This window comes from Dactylosporangium cerinum (assembly GCF_042653625.1).
GTDB lineage: Bacteria > Actinomycetota > Actinomycetes > Mycobacteriales > Micromonosporaceae > Dactylosporangium > Dactylosporangium cerinum.
In genome coordinates, this window is sequence record NZ_JBHSIU010000011.1 from 96,129 (window position 1) to 118,927 (window position 22,799).

Annotated in this window: 21 protein-coding genes; 11 read left to right on the top strand and 10 right to left on the bottom strand. The window is 73.3% G+C overall.

What is annotated here, in order from left to right; all coding sequences use genetic code 11:
• The first annotated feature begins 86 nt into the window (after positions 1-86).
• Positions 87-2,390, top strand: a complete 2,304-nt coding sequence (locus ACFPIJ_RS09320) for a putative bifunctional diguanylate cyclase/phosphodiesterase (RefSeq protein WP_380114283.1) — start codon at positions 87-89, stop codon at positions 2,388-2,390.
• Between the two features lie 57 nt (positions 2,391-2,447).
• Here ACFPIJ_RS09320 and ACFPIJ_RS09325 read toward each other — a convergent pair whose 3' ends face one another.
• The 3 genes from ACFPIJ_RS09325 to ACFPIJ_RS09335 form a co-directional block, all read right to left on the bottom strand.
• Positions 2,448-3,284, bottom strand: coding sequence for a hypothetical protein (locus ACFPIJ_RS09325; RefSeq protein WP_380114284.1), 837 nt, complete (start codon positions 3,282-3,284; stop codon positions 2,448-2,450).
• A 103-nt stretch (positions 3,285-3,387) separates the two neighbouring features.
• The gene (locus ACFPIJ_RS09330; RefSeq protein WP_380114285.1) at positions 3,388-5,073 is read right to left on the bottom strand and encodes an ABC transporter ATP-binding protein; all 1,686 of its coding nucleotides are present in this window, start codon (positions 5,071-5,073) and stop codon (positions 3,388-3,390) included.
• Positions 5,063-6,874 (bottom strand): ABC transporter ATP-binding protein, encoded by a 1,812-nt coding sequence (locus ACFPIJ_RS09335; RefSeq protein WP_380114286.1) that lies wholly within the window; start codon positions 6,872-6,874, stop codon positions 5,063-5,065. Before ACFPIJ_RS09335 ends, ACFPIJ_RS09330 begins: the two co-directional genes overlap by 11 nt.
• A gap of 395 nt (positions 6,875-7,269) precedes the next feature.
• Between ACFPIJ_RS09335 and ACFPIJ_RS09340 the strand changes: the two genes are divergently transcribed.
• The 3 genes from ACFPIJ_RS09340 to ACFPIJ_RS09350 all read left to right on the top strand — a co-directional run bounded on the left by ACFPIJ_RS09340 (position 7,270) and on the right by ACFPIJ_RS09350 (position 10,416).
• Positions 7,270-8,469 carry an acyl-CoA dehydrogenase family protein gene (locus ACFPIJ_RS09340; protein ID WP_380114287.1) on the top strand — a complete coding sequence of 400 codons (1,200 nt, stop codon included), beginning with the start codon at positions 7,270-7,272 and terminating at the stop codon, positions 8,467-8,469.
• A 14-nt stretch (positions 8,470-8,483) separates the two neighbouring features.
• Positions 8,484-9,494, top strand: a complete 1,011-nt coding sequence (locus ACFPIJ_RS09345; RefSeq protein ID WP_380114288.1) for an aldo/keto reductase — start codon at positions 8,484-8,486, stop codon at positions 9,492-9,494.
• A gap of 121 nt (positions 9,495-9,615) precedes the next feature.
• Complete coding sequence (locus ACFPIJ_RS09350) at positions 9,616-10,416, top strand: NADPH-dependent oxidoreductase (RefSeq protein ID WP_380114289.1); 801 nt, start codon at positions 9,616-9,618, stop codon at positions 10,414-10,416.
• Here the strand turns inward: ACFPIJ_RS09350 and ACFPIJ_RS09355 are convergent.
• Positions 10,408-10,692, bottom strand: coding sequence for a hypothetical protein (locus ACFPIJ_RS09355; protein ID WP_380114290.1), 285 nt, complete (start codon positions 10,690-10,692; stop codon positions 10,408-10,410). The genes ACFPIJ_RS09350 and ACFPIJ_RS09355 overlap by 9 nt on opposite strands.
• Positions 10,693-10,780: 88 nt before the next feature.
• Here ACFPIJ_RS09355 and ACFPIJ_RS09360 point away from each other — a divergent pair, with 88 nt between their 5' ends.
• The 4 genes from ACFPIJ_RS09360 to ACFPIJ_RS09375 are packed head-to-tail and all read left to right on the top strand — an operon-like array spanning position 10,781 to position 13,701.
• Complete coding sequence (locus tag ACFPIJ_RS09360) at positions 10,781-12,046, top strand: cytochrome P450 (protein ID WP_380114291.1); 1,266 nt, start codon at positions 10,781-10,783, stop codon at positions 12,044-12,046.
• Positions 12,046-12,246, top strand: coding sequence for a ferredoxin (locus tag ACFPIJ_RS09365; RefSeq protein ID WP_380114292.1), 201 nt, complete (start codon positions 12,046-12,048; stop codon positions 12,244-12,246). The genes ACFPIJ_RS09360 and ACFPIJ_RS09365 overlap by 1 nt, the downstream gene beginning before the upstream one ends.
• Positions 12,247-12,255: 9 nt before the next feature.
• Complete coding sequence (locus ACFPIJ_RS09370; protein ID WP_380114293.1) at positions 12,256-13,083, top strand: PhzF family phenazine biosynthesis protein; 828 nt, start codon at positions 12,256-12,258, stop codon at positions 13,081-13,083.
• Between the two features lie 9 nt (positions 13,084-13,092).
• Positions 13,093-13,701, top strand: coding sequence for an MBL fold metallo-hydrolase (locus ACFPIJ_RS09375; protein WP_380114294.1), 609 nt, complete (start codon positions 13,093-13,095; stop codon positions 13,699-13,701).
• A gap of 47 nt (positions 13,702-13,748) precedes the next feature.
• Here the strand turns inward: ACFPIJ_RS09375 and ACFPIJ_RS09380 are convergent, their stop codons facing one another.
• The 6 genes from ACFPIJ_RS09380 to ACFPIJ_RS09405 all read right to left on the bottom strand — a co-directional run bounded on the left by ACFPIJ_RS09380 (position 13,749) and on the right by ACFPIJ_RS09405 (position 19,875).
• Positions 13,749-14,237 carry a cation:proton antiporter regulatory subunit gene (locus ACFPIJ_RS09380; RefSeq protein ID WP_380114295.1) on the bottom strand — a complete coding sequence of 163 codons (489 nt, stop codon included), beginning with the start codon at positions 14,235-14,237 and terminating at the stop codon, positions 13,749-13,751.
• Positions 14,234-15,520 carry an ArsB/NhaD family transporter gene (locus tag ACFPIJ_RS09385; protein WP_380114296.1) on the bottom strand — a complete coding sequence of 429 codons (1,287 nt, stop codon included), beginning with the start codon at positions 15,518-15,520 and terminating at the stop codon, positions 14,234-14,236. The genes ACFPIJ_RS09380 and ACFPIJ_RS09385 overlap by 4 nt, the downstream gene beginning before the upstream one ends.
• A gap of 143 nt (positions 15,521-15,663) precedes the next feature.
• Positions 15,664-16,014, bottom strand: coding sequence for a hypothetical protein (locus ACFPIJ_RS09390; RefSeq protein ID WP_380114297.1), 351 nt, complete (start codon positions 16,012-16,014; stop codon positions 15,664-15,666).
• A 79-nt stretch (positions 16,015-16,093) separates the two neighbouring features.
• The gene (locus ACFPIJ_RS09395) at positions 16,094-17,281 is read right to left on the bottom strand and encodes an aminotransferase-like domain-containing protein (protein ID WP_380114298.1); all 1,188 of its coding nucleotides are present in this window, start codon (positions 17,279-17,281) and stop codon (positions 16,094-16,096) included.
• Between the two features lie 114 nt (positions 17,282-17,395).
• The gene (locus ACFPIJ_RS09400; RefSeq protein ID WP_380114299.1) at positions 17,396-17,980 is read right to left on the bottom strand and encodes a hypothetical protein; all 585 of its coding nucleotides are present in this window, start codon (positions 17,978-17,980) and stop codon (positions 17,396-17,398) included.
• A gap of 536 nt (positions 17,981-18,516) precedes the next feature.
• Positions 18,517-19,875 carry an MFS transporter gene (locus tag ACFPIJ_RS09405; RefSeq protein WP_380114300.1) on the bottom strand — a complete coding sequence of 453 codons (1,359 nt, stop codon included), beginning with the start codon at positions 19,873-19,875 and terminating at the stop codon, positions 18,517-18,519.
• A 78-nt stretch (positions 19,876-19,953) separates the two neighbouring features.
• Here ACFPIJ_RS09405 and ACFPIJ_RS09410 point away from each other — a divergent pair, with 78 nt between their 5' ends.
• The 3 genes from ACFPIJ_RS09410 to ACFPIJ_RS09420 all read left to right on the top strand — a co-directional run bounded on the left by ACFPIJ_RS09410 (position 19,954) and on the right by ACFPIJ_RS09420 (position 22,745).
• Complete coding sequence (locus ACFPIJ_RS09410; protein ID WP_380114301.1) at positions 19,954-20,418, top strand: GNAT family N-acetyltransferase; 465 nt, start codon at positions 19,954-19,956, stop codon at positions 20,416-20,418.
• Positions 20,415-21,230, top strand: a complete 816-nt coding sequence (locus ACFPIJ_RS09415) for an SDR family NAD(P)-dependent oxidoreductase (protein WP_380114302.1) — start codon at positions 20,415-20,417, stop codon at positions 21,228-21,230. The genes ACFPIJ_RS09410 and ACFPIJ_RS09415 overlap by 4 nt, the downstream gene beginning before the upstream one ends.
• A 186-nt stretch (positions 21,231-21,416) precedes the next feature.
• Positions 21,417-22,745 carry an FAD-dependent monooxygenase gene (locus ACFPIJ_RS09420; protein WP_380114303.1) on the top strand — a complete coding sequence of 443 codons (1,329 nt, stop codon included), beginning with the start codon at positions 21,417-21,419 and terminating at the stop codon, positions 22,743-22,745.
• Positions 22,746-22,799 lie beyond the last annotated feature (54 nt).

Genomic DNA, 22,799 nt, shown 5'->3' on the forward strand with positions numbered 1-22,799 from the left:
TGAGATCCGGTACGTAACCGGCACGATAGTGTCGGGACGTGACGCGGGAGGCGCTTCGATCAACGGCCGCCCCCGCGGTCGATGCGGTGACCCGTCGGTACGTCGCGGCCAGCATCGTCAACGCCGTCCTGGGCATCGCCTGGTGCGTCGCGTTCCTCACGGTCGGCGCCGGCACGGAGGCCCTCGCGTATGCGTTCGCGCCGCTCGGCGGGGTGTTCGCGATCGCGGCCGTGCACCGGCTGGCCCGCAGCGGGCACCTCGGCAGGGTCGCCCGGCGGTTCTGGCGCACGGTGCTCGTCGCCGTCGGCACGGTCTCGGTCGGCTACGGCTGGCTGGCGGTCGACATGCTGGTGCACGCCGACACGGCGCACACGCGGACCATGCCGGTGCCGGCCGCGGCCTGTGCGGCGGTCGGGTTCGGGATCGCCATCTGGGCCATCGCCCGGGTGCCGGTCGCCACCACCGGCAGCACCGAATGGTCGCGGATGCTGCTCGACCGCGCGATCGCGTTCCTCGGCTGCGCGGCCGTGCTGTGGTATGCCGTGCTGGCCCCCATGCTGTCGGCCCGCGAACCGTGGAGCCGCCAGGCGATGGTGCTGACCGCGCTCGCGTTCCTGGTCACGGTCGGCGCCGTGACGAAGGTGTCGTACGTCGCCGGCGGGCCCATCGACCCCACCGCCCTGCGGCTCGTGGCGGCCAGCGGTGGGGTCATCGCCGGGGTCGTCGCCGTGCTCGCGGTGCGGTTCGGGTATGCGGCCACCGTGCCCGCCCAGGCGGTCGTGATGCCCCTCGCCCCGGCGCTGGTCGCGCTCGGTGTCGCGGCGCAGTGGCGGGCCGACCGGGGTCCCCGCCGCGACACGAACCGCGGCGGCGTGCTGCTGCCCTACCTGGCCGTGGTCGCGGTCGACGCGCCGCTGATCGCGGTCGCGTTCGGCGCGCCGGTGCACTGGCCGGCCCGCGTGGTCGTGATCGCCGCGGTGGTGGTGACCGGGCTGGTCACGGTCCGGCAGTACCTCGCGTTCCAGGAGAACGCCCGGCTGCTGCACAACACGCGGGTCCAGGAGGAGCGGCTGCAGTACGAGGTCAGCCACGACGCCCTCACCGGGCTGGCCAACCGGGCGCTGTTCCGGGGGCGGCTGACGACCGCGCTGACCAGGACGGAACGGGCGACCGTGCTCCTGGTCGACCTGGACGACTTCAAGACCGTCAACGACCTGCTCGGCCACGGCGTCGGTGACCACCTGCTCGTGTCCGTGGCGCGGCTGCTGCGGGCCGAGGTCGGCGACGACGGCCTGGCGGTGCGGGTCGGCGGCGACGAGTTCGCGGTGCTGCTCACCGCGGCCGACGCCGAGCCCGAGGAGCTGGCCGGCCGGCTGGTCGACGCGCTCAACCAGCCGATCAGCGAGCACCGCCTCCTGGTGCAGGCGAGCATCGGCATCGCCACCGCCACGCCCGGCGCGACCGTCGACTCGGTGCTGCGCAACGCCGACGTCGCGATGTACACGGCGAAACAGCGCGGCAAGGCCGGCTTCGTGCGATACGTCGAGGGCATGGGCGAGCCGGTGCTGGCGCACATGCAGCTCGGCGGTGAGCTGCGGCGGGCCTTGGACGACGGCGAGCTGCGCGTGGTGTACCAGCCGATCCTGCGGCTGGCCGATCACCGGATGGTCGGCGTCGAGGCGCTGGTCCGCTGGCACCACCCGACCCGTGGCGTGATCAGCCCGGCCGAGTTCATCCCGGCCGCCGAACGGACCGGCCTGATCGTGCCGCTGGGCCGGTTCGTGCTGCGCGAGACCTGCCGGCAGGCGGCCGCGTGGCTGACCGAGTTCGGGCCGGACGCGCTGCCGGAGGCGGGGCTCAACGTGTCGGCGCGGCAGCTGCACGACCCCGACTTCGTGTCCGACGTGACCGCGGCGCTCGCCGACAGCGGGCTGCCCTGCGAGCGGCTGGTCCTCGAGGTGACGGAGTCGGCGGTGCTGCGCGGGCAGCAGGTCTCCCGGACCCTGTACGAGCTGGACCGGATGGGCATCCGCCTGGCACTGGACGACTTCGGCACCGGCGAGTCGTCGCTGAGCCTGCTGCGCGCGTTCCCCGCCGCGATCGTCAAGCTCGACAAGTCCTTCGTGGACGGCATCGAGATCGACGACGGCCAGCCGGCCGCCGCCGACGCCCGGCAGGCGGTGGCCCGGGCGGTGATCCAGCTCGCCCGCGCGCTCGGCCTGGACACGGTCGCCGAGGGCGTGGAGAGCGCCGAGCAGGCCGCGGTGCTCCGGGAGCTCGGCTACACCCTCGGCCAGGGGTACCACCTGGCCCGGCCGATGACCGCCGACGGCGTCGCCGGCCTGTTGGCCCACCAGCAGACGATGGCCGCCGCCGACCAGTTCTCATGATCCGGAAGACCTTGTGCACCCCTGACTGCACAAGGTCTTCCGGATCACCAGGGTGCTTCACACCTGGCAGCGCAGCCGGACGATGATCACGTCGTCAGGGAGTTGCTCCAGGTAGGTGGCCATCCGGGCCCGGGTCCACGGCTCGGTCCAGCCGTCGCGGTGCGGGCAGGTGCTGAGGCTGTCGCAGGCGCTGTGGACCGGTTCAAGGTCCAGGTCGACCCACCAGCCGTCGAGGGTGAGCAGCGCGGACCTGCGTCGCATCTCCTCGGCCCGGGCGGCCACGTATCGCTCCCGGGACAAGGCGAACCACGGCAGGATCTCCGGTAGCTGGGCCACCGCCCCCGCTCCGAAGTGCGGCGACTCGAGGAGCTGCCGGATCAGCGGCTGGGCCCGGTACTGCTCCCCGGCCTGCAGGCGGCCGGGGTCCGGCAGGAGCTTGAAACCGCCCTGCCCGTCCGGCCCGATCGGCACGTGCGGGATCTGGTGCTGCGGCAGCTGGGCGAAATGCTCCATGGGCAGGGCCGGCGGCAGCTCGTCGCGGAGCTGGTGGAACAGGTCCCAGATCTGCCCGGCGGCGGCCTCCGCCGCTGCGCCGGCGCTGGTCAGGTCGAGCAGCCCGCGGGGGCCGCCGGCGCACATGCCGGGCAGGCTCGGCTGCTCCCCGAGGCTCCAGTGCGGCTGGTCGTGGATGAGCCGGGGGTCGTCCTCGGCGCCGGGCAGGATGTGGAAGCCGTAGCCGTCGTTGCCGCCCGCGATGCGCCAGGATTCCCACTGGTCCCGTTCGGCCGGATAGCCCTGATACGCCTCGAACGGTGCCAACGCCACGTCGAGCGCGCCGACCACGTCCGCCGTCGCGTCCGGCGGCAGGCACACGATGATGCTCAGTCCGGCCATCCGTCCTCTCCCAACGTCCGCACGGCTGGTGCTGCGGCGTGCGGTGGGATCGTGCCACAGTGCCGGCCGGCCACGCACGACGATTGTCACGAGCGCGGCGACGTCACCGTGACATCGCCGCGGCGACGAGGTCCGCGTAGGGCCCCGGCGCATCGACGAGCGCGTCGTGGACGCCGGACTGCACGAGGCGGCCGGCGGCGAAGACGAGGACCCGGTCCGCGGTCGCCGCGGTGATCATCCGGTGCGCGATGGAGACCGTCGTGCGGCCGCGGGTCAGCACGGCGAGAGCCCGCTGCACCGCCACGTCGGTGGCGGGGTCGACGCCCGACGTGGCCTCGTCCAGCACGACCAGGTCCGGGTCGACCAGGGCGGTGCGGGCCAGGGCGACGAGCTGCCGTTCGCCCACGGAGAGCCGCTCGCCGCGCAGCCCGACCGGGGTGTCCAGGCCCCGCGGCAGGTCCGCGAACCACTCGCGCAGCCCGAGGTCGTGCAGCACGCGCAGCGCGTCGTCGCCGGTCGCGCCGGGCAGGCCCAGGGTGATGTTGCGCCCGATGGTGTCGTCGAACAGGAACGGGTCCTGCGGGACGACGACGACCCGGCCGGCCAGCGACGCGTCGGTGAGCCGGTCCAGTGGCACGCCGTTGAGCAGGATCGCGCCGGTCGCCGGCTCCAGGCGGCGGGTGAGCAGCTTCGCGAACGTGGACTTGCCCGATCCGGTGCGGCCGACGACGGCGACGTGCTCGCCGGGCCGGATGCACACGGTCACGTCGTGCAGGACGAGCGGCCCGGTGCCGTAGCGGGCCGAGACGTGCTCGACGCGCACGTCGACGGGGCCGTCGGGCAGCGTCACGCCGTCGTGGACCTCGGCGCTCGGGGTGGTGATGAGTTCCAGCGCCCGCCGCCAGCCGGTGAGGGCGTTCTGCGCCTCGCCGAGGCTCTGCACGAGGAACTGCAGCGGCCGGACGAAGAAGCTGACCAGGAACACCATCGCGACGACCTGGCCGGCGGTGAGCCGGTCCGGGTCGCCGGACAGCGCCCACCAGACGCCGCCGAGCAGGACCGTGACGGTCATCGTGGAGATTGCCAGCTCGCCGAGCGCGTTGTTGGTGTGCAACGGTGCGAGGGTCCGCACCAGGCTGTCGCGGGCCCGGTCGACCGCGGCGTCGAGCTTCGCCCGGGTGCGGTCCCCGGTGCCGGTGGAGCGGATCACCGGCGCCCCCAGGACCGCCTCCGTCACCGTGCCCTGCAGTTCGGCCAGGTCGCGGCGGGCCCGGCCGTACCGGCGCGCGATCACCCGCTGCATCCCCAGCATGACGGCGAACGCGGCGGCGGCCAGCACGAGCACGGGCACCGCGAGCTGCCAGCTGTAGGCGAGCATGATCCCGGTCGCGATGACCAGCTGCGCGGCGTTGGTGAGGAACTGGATGCCGCCGCCCTGCGCGAAGGTGGTGACCTGGTCGAGGTCGCTGGTCAGCCGGGCGGTCAGGTCGGCGCTCGGCAGGCGGTCGGCGGTGCTGGCGGCCATGTCGTGGACGCGGCGCAGGCCGGCCCGCCGCATCCCGGCGAGCCTCCGCCCGATCTGGTCGTGCAGCCGCCGGTTGAGCAGGATCGACGCGGTCCCGGCGACCAGGACGGCGCCGGCGCCGACCGCGACGGCCCGCACGACGGTGGCCGGGTCCAGGTCCGCGTCGACGGCGTGCTGGACGCTCAGCGGCGCGATCACCCGCCCGGCGCCGGCGAGCAGGGCGAGCCCGCCGGTCACCACGAAGCCCTGCCGTTCACCGGACACCGTCGACCACCTCCTCCGTGTGGTCGTATGCGGTCACGATCCGCCGGTACGCCTCGACGGCCAGCAGCTGCGCGGGCGTGCCGGCGGCGGCGATCCGGCCGCCGTGCAGCAGCACGACCTGATCGGCGATCCCGACGGCCCGCGGGCGGCTGGTGGCCAGCAGCACGGTCGGGCCGCCGGCCGCGGTCTGCGCGACCAGGCCGTCGAGCACCGCGCCCTCGACCCGCGGGTCGAGGGCGGACATGGCGTCGTCGAGCACCAGCAGCCGCGGCTCGCGCAGGATCGCGCGGGCGAGGCAGATCCGCTGGCGCTGGCCGCCGGACAGGGTGGCGCCGCGCTCGCCGACGACGGTGTCGAGTCCGTCCGGCAGGTCCCGGACCACGTCGTCGGCGGCCGCGACGCGCAGCGCGTGCCAGAGCTGCGCGTCGGTGTAGGGGTGCCCGGTGCGGGGATGCCCGGCGAGGCTGAGGTTGTCGCGGATCGACTCGGCGAACAGGAACGAGGTCTGCGACACCAGCGCCACGTGCGCGGGCACGGTCCCCGGGGCCAGGTCCCGCACGTCGACACCGTCGAAGCGCACCACCCCGCGGGACGGGGGTTCCTGCCCGCCGGCCAGGTCCAGCAGCGTGGTCTTGCCGGCGCCGACGGTGCCGACGACGACCGTGACCGTGCCCGGCTCCAGGACGAGGTCCACGCCGTCGAGGAGCCGCTGCCCGTCGCGGAGGACGGCGGCGCCGCGCACCTCGACCCGCAGCCGGTGCGGTCCGGTCAGCCGCCGGTCGCCGGTCCGCGCCGGGTCGGGGCCGTCCAGCACCGCGTGCACCCGGGCGCGACCGGCCCCGGACATGGGCAGCATGGACAGGAACCGGCTGATGACGTTGAGCGGGATCGCGATGGTGATCAGCAGGAACACCACGCCGACCAGCTCGCCGACGGTGAGGCTGCCGTGGCCGCTGTCGACCCGCGGCGCGCCGACGGCCAGGACGGCGAGCACGGCCGCCGTGGGCAGCAGCTCCAGCAGCGGGTCGAACACCGAGCTCACCGCGGCCATCCGCAGCTCGGCGGTCCGCAGCCGCTCGACGGCGACGGTGAACCTGGCGTCCTCCACGGCGCCGAGGCCGAGGCTGCGGACCACCGGGTCGCCCTCGATCGACTCGTGCGCCACCCCGCCGACCGTGCCCCTGGCCGCCTGTGCCTCCCGGGCGCGTGGTGCGAGCAGTCGCTGGTACAGGACGTTGAGCGCGAGGACCAGCACCACGAGGACCAGCCCGACCAGGCCCAGGACGAGGTCGCGGACGAAGAGTTCGGTGAGCGCGAGCAGCAGCATGAACACCTGGCCGAGCGCGAAGTACGCGAACTGCATCGGTGACCACAGCGCGTCCACGTCGGACACGGCATGCGCCAGCAGCTGGCCGGGGGAGTGGCGCCGGAACCAGTCCGGGTCGCGCTCGAGGTAGCGGTGCACCACCGCGCGGCGGGTCTCGGCCTGGGCCCGGTACTGGACCCGGCCTGTGGCGATGCCACGCACCAGGATGGTGCCCCACCGCAGCACGGAGATGCCCATGATGAGCAGCGCGCTGGTCCACCAGACCCGGGCCGGCACGGGCTCGTGCGCCAGCGCGGGGATCACCAGGTGGTCCGTGGACCATCCGACGACCGCGGCGGCGGCGACCATGGTCATGCCGTTGAGCAGGCCGGTGACGGTGGCCAGCGCGGCCGGGCCGGGGTTGGCCCGGGCCCCGGCCAGTTGGGCGACGAGCGCGGAGTTCCGGTGGGTGACCGGCAGCCGGTGCCCCTTCACCGGGCGATGTGTCGGGCGGGCGGTCGGCTCATGCGCGGTTCCTCTCTGCGGCTGCGGCGCACCCATAATACCCACTATGGCGGTAGGAAAATACCCTATGCGGTTTGCAATGGTCGCAGCGGTTACCGTCATCGATCTCCTCCAGGGGGATCTGTGGTCCGCGTCACCATATAAATCATATCAGCCCGATAGGTATAGTATAGAATGCCTCCGGATTGCTCCAGGCCCATTCGGCTACGAGTCGTGGAAGGAGCAGGTCAAGACCGTCCTGGCCCGGCTCGCAGTAGGGAGCGCGACGTGACCCGTCGACCGCACATCAACGTCACCGTCCCCAACCCCGGCCCGCCGACGTTGCGGGCCGCGTTCGGCCTGCCCTCGCCGGCGGAGGTGGCCGGGTGAGCGCCGAACTCGTCGAGGTCGGCTACACCGTGGCCGGCATCCGCGCGGCCGCCGAACCGATCCTGCGCCGGCTCGCCGCGACCGCCCGGGAGCGCGAGGCCGGCCGCGACCACGCGTTCGCCGACGTGCGGGCCCTCGCCGAGGCGCGGATCACCCTGCTCGGCATCGCCACCGAGGACGGCGGCGCAGGCGGCACCGTCCGCGACGTCACCGACCTGATCATCGCTGTCGCCCGCGCCGACTCCAACATCGCCCAGGCACTGCGCAGCAGCTTCCTCATCGCCAACCAGGTCGCCAGCCGGCCCGACCTGCCCAACCGCGCGGTGGTCCTGCGGCGGCTGCGCGACGGCGACCTGCTCGCCGGCACCGCCAACGAGCGCAGCGGCGGGCCCGGCGGCGCCGTCAACACCACCATCCGCCGCGACGGCGCCGGGTACGTCGTCAACGGCGAGAAGTACTACTCGACCGGCGGCCTGTACGCGTCGTGGTTCACCGGCCTGGCCAAGGACGAGGACGGCGCCGTGGTGAGCTTCACCGTGCCCGTCGACCGTGACGGCGTGCACCGCCTCGACGACTTCGACGCCATCGGGCAGCGGCTCACCGCCAGCGGCACCACCCGCCTCGTGGACGTGCGCGTCGCCGCCGACGAGGTCTTCGCCCGGGACCATGCGGGCCTCGACAACCCGTGGCTGGGCTCGTTCGCGCAGCTGTACCTGGCGGCGGTCGAGGCCGGCATCGCCGCGGCGGCCCTGGACGACGCGGCCCGGTTCGTGCGGGAGCGGGCCCGCCCGATCAAGCACAGCAGCGCCCGCCGCAGCGTCAAGGACCCGTACGTGCGGCAGACCGTCGGCGAGATCGCCGCCCGCGCGCACGCCGCCCGCGCCGTCGTGACGCTCGCCGCCGAGGCCGTGCAACGGGTCCGCGGGCTCACCGGCGCACCGGCCCGGGCCGCCGGCGCGGAGGCCGCGGTCACCGTCGCGCAGACCGGGGTCATCGCCATCGAGTCCGCCCTGCGCGCCGCCGAGCTGCTCTTCGACGTCGGCGGCGGCTCCATCACCGACCGTGGCCTGGGCTTCGACCGGCACTGGCGCAACGCCCGCACGGTCGCCAACCACAACCCGCGACAGTGGAAGGCAGCGGTCGCGGGCGCATACCACATCACCGGCGAAGAACCGCCCACCACCGGCCTGTTCTGAAGGGGACCGCACCGATGACGTACACCGCGGCAGCTGACCGCTACGAGACCCTCGAATACCGGCGGGCCGGCAACTCCGGTCTCGACCTGCCGGCGTTCTCCTTCGGCCTGTGGCAGAAGTTCGGCACCGACCACCCGTTCCAGGCCCAGCGTGACATCGTGCTGCGCGCCTTCGACCTCGGCATCACCCACTTCGACAACGCCGACCGGTACGGCCCGCCGCACCGCGCCGCGCAGCAGTTCTTCGGCCGCATCCTCAAGCGCGACCTCGCGCCGCACCGCGACGAACTGATCCTGTCGACGAAGGCCGGCAACCCGATCGGGGCCGGCCCGTATCTGCGCGGCGCCTCCCGCAAGTCACTGCTCACCTCCCTCGAGCACAGCCTGCGCGACCTCGGCACCGACCACGTCGACATCTTCTACAGCCACAGCCCCGACCTCACCACCCCGCTCGACGAGACCGTCGGCGCGCTCGTCAGCGCCGTCGAACAGGGCAAGGCGCTCTACGTCGGCGTCTCCAACTACGCCCCCGAACGCGCCCACGAGGCCGCGCAGCTGCTGCGCCACGCGGGTGTGCCGCTGCTTGTGCACCAGCCGCGCTACTCCGTGTTCGACCGCCGCCCCGAGCTCGACGGCCTGCTGAAACTCGCCGCCGAGGACGGGTTCGGCCTGGTCGTGTACTCGCCGCTGGCGCAGGGCCTGCTCACCGACAAGTACCTCGATGGGATCCCGGCCGGGGCCCGGGCCCGGGACAGCGCCTTCCTGACCCCGGACGTCATCGACGACACCTACCGGCAGCGCGCGTCGGCACTCAACGACCTCGCCGTCCAACGTGGACAGTCCCTGGCCCAGCTCGCGCTGCAGTGGGTCCTGCGCCAACCGCAGGTCACCTCGGCGCTCATCGGCGCCAGCTCCACCTGGCAGCTGGAGCACAACGTGAAGGCCCTGCAGTTCCCGCCGCTGACCGGGCAGGAGCTGGCCCTGATCGACGAGCACGGCGTGCACGGCACCGGGCTGCGACTGTGACCGGCATCGGGGCCGGCTCGGGTTCCTGCTACACCTTGGACAGCGACCTGCCACCGGCCCGCGGCACAGCCGGCCGCCGCATGACCTTCCATTCGCGACCCGCTCCCGAGGAGATCCCGGCATGACGACCGCCGCCATCCGATACGCCGATCCCGACGCGACCCTGGCCGCGCTGACCGACGTGATCAGTCTCCAGCTGGCGCACCGCTCCGTGCGGAAATTCCAGCCCCGCGACGTCACCGACGACGAGCTGACCGCCCTGATCGCGGCGGCGCAGTCCGCGCCGACGTCGTCGAACCTGCAGCCGTGGAGCGTCGTGGCGGTCCGCGACCCCGACCGCAAGGCGCGACTGGCGGCGCTGGCCGGCCACCAGGCGTTCATCGTGCAGGCGCCGCTGTTCCTGGTCTGGGTCGCCGACCTCGGCCGGGCCCGCCGGCTCGCGGACCGGGCCGGGACGGCGCTGGGCGCCGCGGACTACCTGGAGACCACCGTCATCGGCTTCGTCGACACCGCCCTCGCCGCGCAGAACGCGGTCGTGGCGGCCGCGTCGCTCGGCCTCGGCACCGTGTTCGTCGGCGGCATCCGCAACCACCCCGAGGAGGTCGCCGCCGAGCTCGGGCTGCCGGCGCACACGGTTGCGACGTTCGGGCTCGCCGTCGGCCGGCCCGACCCGACCGAACACGCCGGGGTGAAGCCGCGGCTGCCGCAGGACGCGGTGCTGCACCGGGAGCGGTACGACGCCGACGCCGCCGACAAGCACATCGCCGCCTACGACGAGCGGCTCACGGCGTACAACACCAGGTTCGGGCTCACGGGCGACTGGAGCGGTCGGGTCCTGGAGCGGCTCAGGGGCCCGGAGGCGATGGCCGGGCGGCACCGGCTGCGCCAGGTCCTGGAGCGCCTCGGCCTGCCGTCACGCTGACGGCTCGCCGGTGTGCAGCGTCCGCCCGACGAGGACGGCGCCGGGCGGGACGCCGTCGAGGACCATTGCGGTGTTCTCGCCGTCCCGCGCGCGCGTCGCGTCGTGCCGGCCGCAGATGCGCAGGAACGCCGCCGCGGTGAGCGGCCACGGCGCGTGGTCGTCACCGGTCAGCCACAGTCGCGTGCCCAGCGGCACGTCGCCGCCGTCCGGGCGGCCGGTCACGACCGTGCGCCCGTCCGGGCCGGTGAAGGCGTCCTCGATCCGCATCGTGACCATCGGCGTCCACCCTACTTGCCCGTCGCGTTTCATCGATGATTTGATGCAGGTGGATGGTTGTCGCCAGTCACGACGTCGGGGGTTTCTTGTGACCGCAGTCAGCGAACATCAGGCCGGTGCGTTGCCGCCGATACCGTTGCCGGGGGAGCAGAAGTGCCCGTTCGGGCCGCCGCCGGAATACGAGGACCTGCGCGCCGGGCAGCCGGTGATCCGGGTGGCCTGCCCGACCGGCGTCGACGCGTGGCTGGTCAGCCGGTATGCCGACGTCCGCCGGGTGCTCGGGGACCCGGAGCTGTTCAGCAACCGGGCCGGCGTCGCCGCGCACATCCTGCTCGGGTTCGGCGGCGGCACCGACGTCCCGGTCAGCGAGGGCGAGTTCCCCCGCATGGACGGCGCCGAGCACCTGCGCTTCCGCCGGCACATGGCGCCCGAGGTGTCCAACATCAAGCGGATCAACCAGCTCCGCCCGCTGGTGCAGGGGATCGTGGACCGGCAGCTGGACGCGCTGGCCGCGACCGCGCAGCCGGTCGACCTGTACGCCGACTTCGCCCGGCCCGTCACCACCGCCGTCATCGCCGAGCTGCTCGACGTCCCGGAGGCCGACCAGCCGCTGTTCAAACGGGCCGCCGAGGCGCTGTCCGCGGGCGGGTCGAGCGCCACCGACGTCGCGGCGGCGCTGCAGCCCCTGTTCGAGTACCTGTACATGACCGTCGTGACCCGCCGCGCCGCTCCGGGCGAGGACGTCATCAGCCGCATGATCGTGCGCAGCGACCAGACCGACCAGCCGTTCACCGACATGGAGCTGGTTACGATGGCCGCGGCGCTGCTGATCGCCGGGTATGACACCACCGCCAGCCTGATCAGCCACGGCGTCCTCGCGCTGCTGGAGCACCCGCAGGAGCTGGAGCGGCTGCGCGCGGACCCGTCGCTGGCCGCCACCGCCACGGAGGAACTGGTCCGCTACCTCGGCGTCGGCGGCGGGCTGCTGCGCGAGGTCACCCAGGACACCGAGATCGCCGGGCAGCCGGTGAAGGCCGGCGACTACGTGGTGGTCGCGGTCCAGTCCGCCAACCGCGACACCGCCCTGTATGCCGACGGGTACCGCCTCGACGTCGGCCGGGCCAGCGGCGCGCATCTCGGCTTCGGCCACGGCCCGCACCAGTGCGTCGGGCAGCAGCTGGCCCGCCTCGAGCTCACCACCGTCCTGGCCACCCTGCCGGGGCGGATCCCGTCGCTGCGCCTCGCGGTGCCGTTCGACGAGATCCGGTTCAAGGTGAACAGCTCGGTGCTCGGCCCGGTCGCCGTGCCCGTCGCCTGGGACGAGATCCTCCCGGCCGTGGAATCGGGCGCCTGATGCGGGTCGAGGTGCACGCGGACCGGTGCATCGGCTCCGGGGTCTGCGTGCTGCTCGCCCCGGAGGTGTTCGACCAGCGCGACGACGACGGCGTCGTGGTGCTGCTCGACGAGCATCCCGACGCCCGGCACCACGAGTCGGCGCACGACGCCGCGACGCGGTGCCCGGCACTGGTGATCGAGATCCACGACGCGGGGTAGTTTCGACGCATGGTCATCGTCGACGCCTGCACGCTGCACGCGGGCGGCGGCAGCCCCACCGCGGTGTTCGACGACGATCCGGAGCTCACCGATGCCGCCCGCCGCGACCTGGTCCGGCGGGCGGGCACCTCCCACGCCGCGTTCGTCACCGCCGGCGACACCTCGGCGGTCCGCTTCTTCACCACGCAGGGCGAGCTGGTCAACTGCGGCCACGGCACCATCGCCGCGCAGGCGGTCCTGCTGACCCGCCGTGGCGTCACCGCGCATCGGGGCGGGCAGCGCACCGGCGGCCGGGTCATCGCCGTCGAGGCGGTCCGGGGCACGGACGGCGTCGAGGTCTGGTTCGACCAGGGCACCGTGGACCTGCGGCCGGCCGAAGGGTTCGGCGGCATCGTCGCGGCGCTGGGCCTGCGGCCCGGCGAGGTCGGCGACGAGGCGTGCGTCGCGTCGCCCGGCACCCCGCGGCTGCTGCTGCCGGTCCGCACGACCCGGGTGCTCGCCGCGATCCGGCCCGACCTGGACCGGCTCGCCGCCGAGAGCCGCCGCCTCGGGCTGCTCGGCTGTTTCGTCTACGCGCCCGGCGTGGCTGCGCGGACGGATGTGCCCGGCTTCACCGCGCGGATGTTCGCCCCGGCCATCGGCGTCGCCGAGGACGTCGTCAACGCCAACAGCACGGGCTGCCTCGCCGCCCATCTCGCCGTGCTGCACGGCACCGGCCGCATCGACGTGCACCAGGGCGCCGCGCTCGGCCGCCCGTCGCTGGTCCACGCCACCGCGACCGCCACCGCGGGCGGCGTCACGGCCCGCGTCGGCGGCGTCGCGGTCGTCCGCGGGTAGATTGACCGGATGCGAATCACCAAGTACGGCCATGCCTGCGTGCGCCTCGACGACGGCGACCGGGCCCTGGTGATCGACCCGGGCGTGTACTCCGAGCCGGAGGCGCTGACCGGCGCCACCGCGGTGCTCGTCACCCACGAGCACGCCGACCACGTCGACGTCGACGCCCTCGCCGCCCATCCAGGACTCACCGTCTACACCCACCCGGCCCTCGCCGCGCAGGTCGGCGCGGTCGCCGTGGAGGTGGGCGACACGTTCACCGCCGCGGGGTTCACCGTCCGCGTCGTCGGTGGCGTGCACGCCGAGATCGTCGACGGCCTGCCCGGCTGCCCCAACGTCGGATACATCGTGGACGGCGTCTACCACCCGGGCGACGCCCTGTTCGTGCCCGCCGAGCCGGTCGACACCCTGCTCGTCCCGGCCTCCGGCCCGTGGGTGAAGCTCGGCGAGGTCATCGAGTTCACCCGCGCCGTCCGCCCGGCCCGCGCGTTCCCGATCCACGACATCAACCTCAGCGCCCAGGGTCTCGAGTCGTTCGACGACTGGTTGACGGAGACCGCCGGCACCGACTACTCCCGCATCCCGCTGGGGACCTCGGTGGACCTGACCTCCCTGTGATCCGGAAAAGACCTGTGGTGCACCAGGTCTTTTCCGGATCAGGAGCGTCAGGTGACCGCGTCGATCACCTCGAACGCGGCGTCGGGGCGGCCGATGACCACGACGACGTCGCCGGCCCGGCACCGCAGCGCCGGGCCGGGGGCCGGGATGACGTGCTCGCCACGGTCGACCGCGACGATTGCCGCGCCGTCGACGCCGGTGCCGGCCAGCGGACGGCCCACCCGGGGCGAGTCGGCGCCGATCAGCACCTGCAGCACGGACACGCCGCCGGCGTGCCGGTCCAGCCGCGCGCAGTGCGTCATCGGGCCGGCCGCTCCGACCAGGTCGGCGAGGACGGCCGCCTCGGCCGGGGTGAGCAGGACACCGGTGAGGCGGGTGTCCGGGTCGGCCGGGTCGTAGACGACGAGCTCCCGGCGGTCGTCGGCGTGCCGGACGACCCCGACGCGGTGACCGTCCCGGGCGGCGAGCAGGTGGAGGGTGCCGATGCCGGGCAGGGGAGTGCTGGTGGTGTGCATGATGCCTCCTTCGGCGGTCATGTGAAGTACCGCAGCCAGACGTAGCCCCACGCGACGACCGTGGTCATCACGGTGGTGACGATGCCGTAGCGGGTGAACTGCCAGAAGCTGATCGGCTCGCCCGAGCGGGCGGCGATGCCGAGGACGACGACGTTGGCGCTGGCCGCGACCGCGGTGCCGTTGCCGCCGAAGTCGGCGCCGAGCGCGAACGCCCACCACAGCGACTGGCCGGTGGCCGGGTCGGGGGTGGTGGCGACGATGTCCTCGACGATCGGCGCCATCGTCGCCACGTATGGGATGTTGTCGAAGAACGCGCCGAGGATCGCCGAGCCGAACAGCAGCCCGGTCGCGGCGAGGAACCAGTCGTCGCCGACCTGGCCGGTCGCCCAGGTGCCGATGTGGTGGATGACGCCGGTCTCGACGAGGCCACCGACCATGACGAACAGGCCCATGAAGAAGACGAGCGTCGACCACTCGACCTCCTGCAGGTACACCGACGTGTCGACGCGGGCGACGAGCACCATCAGCCCGGCGCCGAGCAGGGCGATGATGGCCGGCTCGACGTGGATGACGGCGTGCAGCGCGAACCCGGTGACGACCAGCGTCAGGACCGCGAGGCAGCGGGCCAGCAGCCGCCGGTCGGTGATCGACGCGCGCTCGTCCAGGGCCATGACCTCGGCGACGCGCTCGGGGTGGTACTCGAAGCGCTTGCGGAACATGACCCAGGCCAGCAGCACGAACAGGACGAACAGGACCACGACGATCGGGGCCATGTGCACGATGAAGTCGTTGAACGTCAGCCCGGCCCGGCTGCCGATGATGATGTTCGGCGGGTCGCCGATGAGGGTCGCCGCGCCGCCGATGTTGGACGCGAGGGCCTCGGCGATGAGGTACGGCGCGGCCGGGATCCCGAGTTTGCGGCACACCAGCACGGTCACCGGCGCCACCAGCATGATGGTGGTGACGTTGTCCAGGAACGGCGACGCGACCGCGGTGATGACCATGAGCAGCACGAGCAGCTTGTAGGGCCGCCCGCTGGACCGTTTCGCCGCCCAGATCGCGAGGAACTCGAAGACGCCGGTCTGCTTGATCACCCCGACGATGATCATCATGCCGAGCAGCAGGAAGATGACGTTCCAGTCGATGCCGGCGTGCTCGGAGAAGAACACGTCCTTGCCCGGCACGAGCCCCAGCAACGCCATCATACCGGCGGCGAACAGGGCGACGGCGACCCGGTGGACCTTCTCGGTGGCGATGAGGACGAACGCGATCGTGAAGATGGCGATCGCGGCCAGGGCGCTCATCGGCGACCCGGCGGGCCGTGCGGCGTGACGATCTGACGGGGGCGCGGCGGTATGCGGTCCATGACGAAACCTCCAGAAGGGCAACGCGACGATGCCGTCGACCCGGATGGGTCACGGCTGTGACAGCTGTGTCGTCTCGTGCGTCAGGAGGTGGGCGGACCCCGGCAGCCCGGGGTCCCGGCCGACCGTCCATCGTGGAGGGTCGTGGTGACGGGCGCGGCGCACCCCGGCCCGAGCGCAGGCTCGGCGTCGGTGCCGCGCGGCAGGACGGCGAGCCAGTGCGGCGCGTCGGCCCGGGAGTCCCGCGGCTCGGGCAGCTTCCTGCCCTGCGGGGTCTCGGCGCCGGCCACGGTGGCAACGGCGGCCGTGGTGCGGGCGACCTGGAACATGTCGCCGGGCAGGGCGTGCTGGGCCCGGGACAGGCCCAGCAGCAGCGCGCAGGCGCTGAGCGCCAGACCGATGGCGGCAGCGCGCAGCGTGGAGGAGTACTTCACACCGCACCTCCCGCCGATTCTGGAATCGTCAACCTTACCAGGCGCGGCGGGAGGACGGCTGAATGTCGCAAGTGGACGGTCAGAACGCCAGGGCCAGGCGGCGCACCGCCTCGCGCAGGTCCTCCGGGGTACGGTCGCCGTACGCGAACCGCAGGTGCCGGGCCGAGTCGCGCTGCGGGCTCGCCGCGAAGAACTCGCCCTGCTGGTAGACCACGCCGTTGGCGGCCGCCCGCTGGTAGAGCGCCGCCGGGTCGACCGCGTCGTCGGCGAGCCGCGGCCACAGGAACAGCCCGCCCTCCGGTGCCTGCGTCTCGAACGCGCCCGGCAGCTGCTCGTGCAGTGCGTCGATCAGGATCCCGGCCCGCTCCCGGTACAGGTCCCTCGCCGCGGTCAGGACCCGGTCGAACCACTGCTCGTCGCCGGTGACGAGCCGCTCGACGATGGTCTGCGTCACCGTGGGGCTGTGCCCGTCGACGCGGTTGCGCAGCCGGATCACCGCGTCCACGAGGTGCTCCGGCAGCACCAGCCAGCCGAGCCGCCAGCCGGGCCCGAGGGTCTTGGTGAACGTGTTGACGTGGATTGAGCGGTCCGAGTCGTTGAACACGGCGTGGCCCTGATCCTCGCCGGCGAAGCGCAGCTCGCGGTACGGGTTGTCGACGATCACGTAGAAGCCGTGCCGCTCGGCCAGCTCGATCAGCGCCCGCCGCTTCGGCGCGGAGAGCGTCACCTGGGTCGGGTTGTGGAAGTCGGGCACGGTGTAGGCGGCGGCGATGCGTTCCCCGGCGGCCAGGCGCCCGGCCAGGTGCTCGACGTCGAAACCGTCGGCGATCACCGGGACCGGCAGGGTGGCGGTCGTGGACAGCTCCAGCGCGCGCAGGAACAGCGGGAACACCGGGTCGTCCACGGCGACGGTGGCGCCGCGCTCGACGACCGTCAGCACGGCCAGGGACAGCCCGTGCATGCCGCCGTTGGTGATGACGATCCGGCGCGGATCGACGCCCTCCCGGGCGGCGATCCAGTTGCGCAGCGCGACGAACCCGTGCGACTGCGAGTACTGCAGGCTCGCCACCGCGGCGGCGTGATCCTGCCACAGCTCGGCCGACGCCCGGCCGATGTCCCCGACCGGCAGGGCCTCGGGCGCGGGAATGCCGCCCAGCAGCCGGATCGCGCCGGGGGTGGCGGCGATCAGGCTGACGTCGCCGAAGCCCGTCGGCACCGTGAGGCCCTGCGACAGGACGGTCAGGTCCTGGTTGATGACTGCGGTCATGCGTCTGCTCCTACAGTGAAGCTATCTATCCTATCTGAATAATAGGATATTACATGTCGATCGATGTCACCCCGCATGGACGGTGTGCGATCCGGAGATCATCTCGTCGGTGGCTCAGGGGGCCAGGAGTTGCTCCCGGAGGGCGGTGGCGAGCTCGTCGACGGTCAGCGTGCCCTTCTCCGAGATCACGGTGAGGGCCTGGTACGCGGGACCGGCCGGATGCGTGAGCGTGATGACGGCGACCGGCTCCGTGTAGTGGTTGGCGGAGTTCGTGTACTCCGAGTAGGCCTGGGTGAACATGACCGCCTCGCCGAGTGCGGTCGGCACGGTGACGGCGGTGGCGCGGCGGTCCGCCGGGATGTCGGCGGTCGTGCGGTAGACGCCGTGATCGCCGTTGATGTGGCGGGTGGTGTCGCCGGCCGGGCAGGTGGTGGCGAACGCCATGAGCCGGAACGCGCGGCCGGAGCCGAGGTACACCACCGTGTCGAGGCCCGGGCAGCCGCTCGATGCGGACGAGCGCGGGATGAGCCGTTCGCCGGCGCCGAGCTGGATGCGCAACGGGACCGGGCCGCCGGCCGGGGCGATCGTCGGTGAGGTGACGGGTTCGGGCGACGGCGACGGGGCCGGGCGGACGTCGGCGGGGCGGCAGCCGCTGACAAGGGCGGCCACGGCCACTGCGATGACGAGACTGCGAATCATGCACCCTCCGACGTCCGGTCCGGGGGGAGCCGTTCCCCGTTGTCCGGTTCACGACCGCTGCAGTTCACCGCCCGGCCGCCGATGAAGGGAGCACGTTCCTGCGATTGGTTGCTTGATGACACGGACTGTTGACGTACGCGCCCGCGAGGCACACGGCACCGGCGCGATGATCGGCGCGGTGCTGGACGGGCGCCTGGTGCGGCCGGTGTTCCAGCCGATCGTGGACCTGTCCACCCGGGCGGTGGTGGGGATGGAGGCGCTCGCCCGCGGGCCCGCCGGCTCGGTGCTCGAGTTTCCGGACCGCCTGTTCGCGGCCGCCCGGGACGCCGGACGGTTCGGGGAGCTCGACATGCTGTGCCAGCGTGACGGCAGCGGCCGGACCGGCGGGCCGTCACGTGGTCCGGCTTCGCGGCCGTCACGCGGTCCGGGTCACTCGTGCACCAGCGGGTCGGGTGCGGCAGGCCGGGGTGGGGTGGGGGCGCGCAGGGCCGGGCTGAAGGACAGCAGGCCGGCGGTGAGGACGAATCCGAAGCAGATCAGCAGGCCGTGCCGCAGGTCGGAGGCGGTGACGGTGCGCAGGTCGGCGGCGAGGACGACCCGGTCACCAGCGCGACGCAGAAGGTCGCCGACAGTCGCTGGGTGAGCTGGAGGAAGGCGGCCGCGACGCCGTGGTGCGTCGCCGGGGCGAAGCTCAGGGTGATCGCCCGCAGCGACGGCTCGAAGACGGCCGAGGCGACGCTGAGGATGATCTCGATGGTGATGAGCGCGGTGACGAGGCCCGCGCCGGTCAGGGTGGTGCTGAGGACCGCCAGGGCGGCGGTGCCGGCGGCCTGGACCATGAGCGCGGCCGGCAGGGTCCGCGCGCCGAGCCGGGCGTAGACGCGGGAGCTGGCCGAGGACGCGGCGACGCGGGCGAGCGCGCCCGGGATCAGGGCGGCGGCGACCAGCAGCGGGCTCCAGCCGAGGCCCTGCAGCAGGTAGATCGTCAGCACGGTGGAGTGCGCGAGGAGCCCGCCGAACCACAGCAGTGCGGTCAGGTTGCCGACCACGAACCCGCGGGAGGTCAGCAGCTGCGGGACGAACAGGGGCGTGTGGCCGCGGGTGGCGTAGCGGTGTTCCCAGACGCCGGTCGCCACGGCCAGGGCGAGGCACCCGCCGACGATGCTCCAGAGCTGGCCGCCGTCGATGCCGGGGTCGATGACGGGCACCGTGACCAGCGCGACGAACGCGCCGACCAGGACGATCGCGGGCAGGTCGAGGTCCACCCGTTTCGGTGCGGGCGGGCGGTGCGGGATGAACCGGACGGTGAGCGCGACGGTGGCCGCGATGAACGGCACGTTCAGCGCCAGCACGGCCCGCCAGGCGAGGTGGCCCGGGGCGACCGCGAGGACCAGCGCGGCGCCGAGCGGCCCGACGACGGCCGCGGCCGCGCCGGCGCCGGTGTAGGCGGCGAGTGCCCGGACCCGCCGCAGGCCGTGGAACTGGTCCTGGATGATGCCGAGCACCTGGGCGCTGATCAGGCCGGCGCCCAGGCCCTGCAGGGCGCGGGCGGCGACGGCCCACCAGATGCCGGGCGCGGCCGCCGACGTGAGCGCGCCGATTGCGAACACGACGAGGCCGACGATGAACAGGACGCGCCGGCCGAGGGCGTCGCCGAGCCGGCCGCCGGGGACGAGCCCGAGCCCGAACGTGAGCGAGTAGATGGACAGGAACCACTGGATGCCGCTGGTCGGCGCGTCCAGGCCGGTGCCGAGCAGCGGCACCGCGTAGGTGACGACCACGGAGTCCAGCAGCGTCGCGAACCCGGCGCCCGCGCAGCAGGCGAGGAGGCCGAGTTCAGCCGGGCTCATCCGGGTCGTGTCAGGTTCGGTGGCCGGGCTCGTCTGCGCTGACACCGGCACAGCCTAGGCACGTGGCATGCTTGTCGTCAAAGCCTATAGGATTAATAGCAATTACGAGGACTGGAGGGGCGTGTGACCGTACACGTGGAGAGCGTCGACTGGCACGACGCGGCGGCGGTGGCGTTGCGGGACGCGATGTCCGCCGAGATGCGGATCCGGTACGCCGACCGGTTCAACGACCGCAACGGCGTCGAGCCGGACACGGTCGTCTACACGGGCGTGGCGTACACCGGCGACCGCGAGCCGGTCGGGCACGTGGCGCTGCGGCGGCTCGGCGCCGACCTGGAGCTCAAGCGCATGTTCGTCAGCCCGCAGCACCGCGGGTCCGGGGTCTCGGTCGCGCTGCTCGCGGCGGCCGAGGCGGCGGCGGCCCGGCTCGGGGCGTCCCGGCTCCTGCTGCAGACCGGTGACCGGCAGCCGGACGCCGTCCGCCTGTATGAGAAGTCCGGCTACACCCGCATCCCGCTCTATCCGCCGTACGAGACGCTGACCTACTCGTTCTGCTTCCACAAGGCGTTGCAGGCGATCCCCGCATGACGGCGGTCATCACCGGCGGGACCGACGGCATCGGCCGGGCCCTCGCCGACGTCTATCTCGACCGCGGCCACGAGGTGCTCATCGTCGGGACGAGCACGGTGAAGGGCGAGGCGTTCCTGCGCGACGCCGCCCGCGCCGGAGCCGGGGACCGGGCCCGCTTCCTGCCGGCCGACCTGAGCCTGGTCGCGGAGAACCGCCGTGTCATCGACCGGGTCGTCGAGCGGTACCCGGCGATCGACGTGCTCGTGCTGGGCGCGCGCTACCACCGCTCGACCCGCAGCGAGACCGCGGACGGGTTCGAGAGCAACTTCGCGCTCTTCTACCTCAGCCGCTACCTGCTCAGCCACGGCCTGGCCGACGTGCTGCGCCGCGCCGGGCACCCGACCGTGCTCAACTTCGGCGGCGCGGGCCAGACCGGCCCCGTGCGCTGGGACGACCTGCAGTTGCGCCGCGACTACCCCGGCACCGGCGCCCTCGGCCACGGCGGTGCCCTCTGTGACCTTCTCGGCGTCCATTTCACGGAGGTGTACGGCGAGCTGCACTACGTGCTGAACCATCCGGGAGCGGTCGCGACCAGCTTCGCGGGCGAGTACGACCCCGCCACGGCCGCCGCGGTCGACCGGCTGCGCACGACGGGCAAACCGGTCTCCCAGGCCGTCGCCCAGATCCTGCCGTTCCTGGACGGGCCGGCCACTGGGCTCACCGCGGTGCTGGAGGGCCGGCGCGTCCCGACCGACACCACTGCCTTCGACCGCCGGGACGCCGCCCGCCTGGACGAGCTCACGAAGGACCTGCTCGCCGGGCTCTCGTGACGGCGCGCCGGCGGATCGCCGTCAGGCCGGCGGCCGCAGCAGCTGGGTGATCAGGGCGCCGGCGAGCCACTGCTCGTAGCGGTCGGCGGTCCAGCCGCGCTCGATGACGAGGGTCCGGTAGACCTCGGGGAGCACGAGCGTGAGGTAGATGGCGACGCCGGCGTCGACGTCGATCCCGGGCGCCAGGTGGGCGGCGACGGCCTCGACCTGCGGGCCGTGGAGCTGCCGATCACGCCGGGGGCGGAGTGGCGCACTGACCTGACCGGCGAGCCGTTGCGGGAGGACGTGCCGTCGGCCGGCCGCACGACGGTGAGCCCGTGCGAAGGCCTCTCGGTCTCGCAGGACGTGTTCGAGTCGGTGCTGCGCGACCACGCCCGCGGTCACCCGGCCGCGCGCGTCGAGCGGGGCACGCTGCTGGAGTCCTTCGAGCTCGCCGACGGCGGCGTGCTGGCGAGCGTGGTCGAGCCGGCCACGGGACGCGCGAGGCGGGTCCGGGCCCGGTGGATGATCGCGGCCGACGGCGCCCGCAGCGGGATCCGCCAGCGGCTCGGCATCGCCATGGACGGCCCCGACGACCTCGGCCGGCAGGAGATGATCGCGTTCCGAGCCGACCTGACCGGCTGGACCGGTGCCCACCCGCGCGGGATCTACTTCCTCACCGCCACCGGCGCCGCGCTGATCTGGACCCACGCCGACGACCGCTGGATCATCAGCCGGCCCGGCACCCCGGACGGCGAGGACCCGGCGACGGTCGTCCGTGACGTGCTCGGCCTTCCCGACCTGAAGCTCGACGTGCTGGCCGGCGGCCCGTGGACGGCCGCCGCGCAGTCGGCCGCCCGGTATGCCCATGGCCCCGTGTTCCTGGCCGGCGACGCCGCGCACCGGTTCCCGCCCGCCGGCGCGACCGGCGTGAGCACCGCGATGCACGACGTCCACAATCTCGCCTGGAAGATCGCTGCCGTCGCCCACGGGCACGGCGACGATCGGCTGCTGGCCAGTTACGCCGCCGAACGGGAGCCGGTCGGCCGGCGCAACGCCGAGGAGACCGGCGCCGCGTGGTCGCGGCTCTTCGACGGGGGCGCCGCGCCGTTCAGTGGGCGAAGCCTGAGCCAGATCGACATGGGGTACCAGTACCGGTCGCCGATCGTCGTCGACGACGGTGGTCCGGACGCGGATCCGCCCGGCGCGGACTATGAGCAGAGCGCCGCGCCCGGCTGCCGTGCCCCGCACCTGTGGCTGCCCGGCGGCACCTCGACCGTCGACCTGTTCGATGACCGGTTCACGCTGCTGACCGCCGAACCCGGCAGTGCGTGGCGCGACGCCCTGCGCCGTCCCGCGGTGCCGGTGGCAAGCCACGTCATGACCGATCCCGGATGGCCCGACCTGTACGGCGTCGCACCCGACGGTGCGGTGCTCGTCCGCCCCGACGGTCACGTCGCCTGGCGCAGCCGCACCGCGTCCAGCGACCCCGTCGCCGACCTCCGCAATGCCCTGACCACCTGCACCGGAGGCTGACGACGGTCGCGGGCAGCTTCACCAGAAGGACCCGCTCGCCGGACTCTCATGTCC

Coding starts and splice junctions, on each gene's coding strand:
- ACFPIJ_RS09325 (WP_380114284.1), bottom strand. CDS start 3,284: ATGGCCGGACTGAGCATCATCGTGTGCCTGCCGCCGGACGCGACGGCG.
- ACFPIJ_RS09345 (WP_380114288.1), top strand. CDS start 8,484: ATGACGTACACCGCGGCAGCTGACCGCTACGAGACCCTCGAATACCGG.
- ACFPIJ_RS09350 (WP_380114289.1), top strand. CDS start 9,616: ATGACGACCGCCGCCATCCGATACGCCGATCCCGACGCGACCCTGGCC.
- ACFPIJ_RS09355 (WP_380114290.1), bottom strand. CDS start 10,692: ATGGTCACGATGCGGATCGAGGACGCCTTCACCGGCCCGGACGGGCGC.
- ACFPIJ_RS09365 (WP_380114292.1), top strand. CDS start 12,046: ATGCGGGTCGAGGTGCACGCGGACCGGTGCATCGGCTCCGGGGTCTGC.
- ACFPIJ_RS09370 (WP_380114293.1), top strand. CDS start 12,256: ATGGTCATCGTCGACGCCTGCACGCTGCACGCGGGCGGCGGCAGCCCC.
- ACFPIJ_RS09375 (WP_380114294.1), top strand. CDS start 13,093: ATGCGAATCACCAAGTACGGCCATGCCTGCGTGCGCCTCGACGACGGC.
- ACFPIJ_RS09380 (WP_380114295.1), bottom strand. CDS start 14,237: ATGACCGCCGAAGGAGGCATCATGCACACCACCAGCACTCCCCTGCCC.
- ACFPIJ_RS09385 (WP_380114296.1), bottom strand. CDS start 15,520: ATGAGCGCCCTGGCCGCGATCGCCATCTTCACGATCGCGTTCGTCCTC.
- ACFPIJ_RS09395 (WP_380114298.1), bottom strand. CDS start 17,281: ATGACCGCAGTCATCAACCAGGACCTGACCGTCCTGTCGCAGGGCCTC.
- ACFPIJ_RS09400 (WP_380114299.1), bottom strand. CDS start 17,980: ATGATTCGCAGTCTCGTCATCGCAGTGGCCGTGGCCGCCCTTGTCAGC.
- ACFPIJ_RS09415 (WP_380114302.1), top strand. CDS start 20,415: ATGACGGCGGTCATCACCGGCGGGACCGACGGCATCGGCCGGGCCCTC.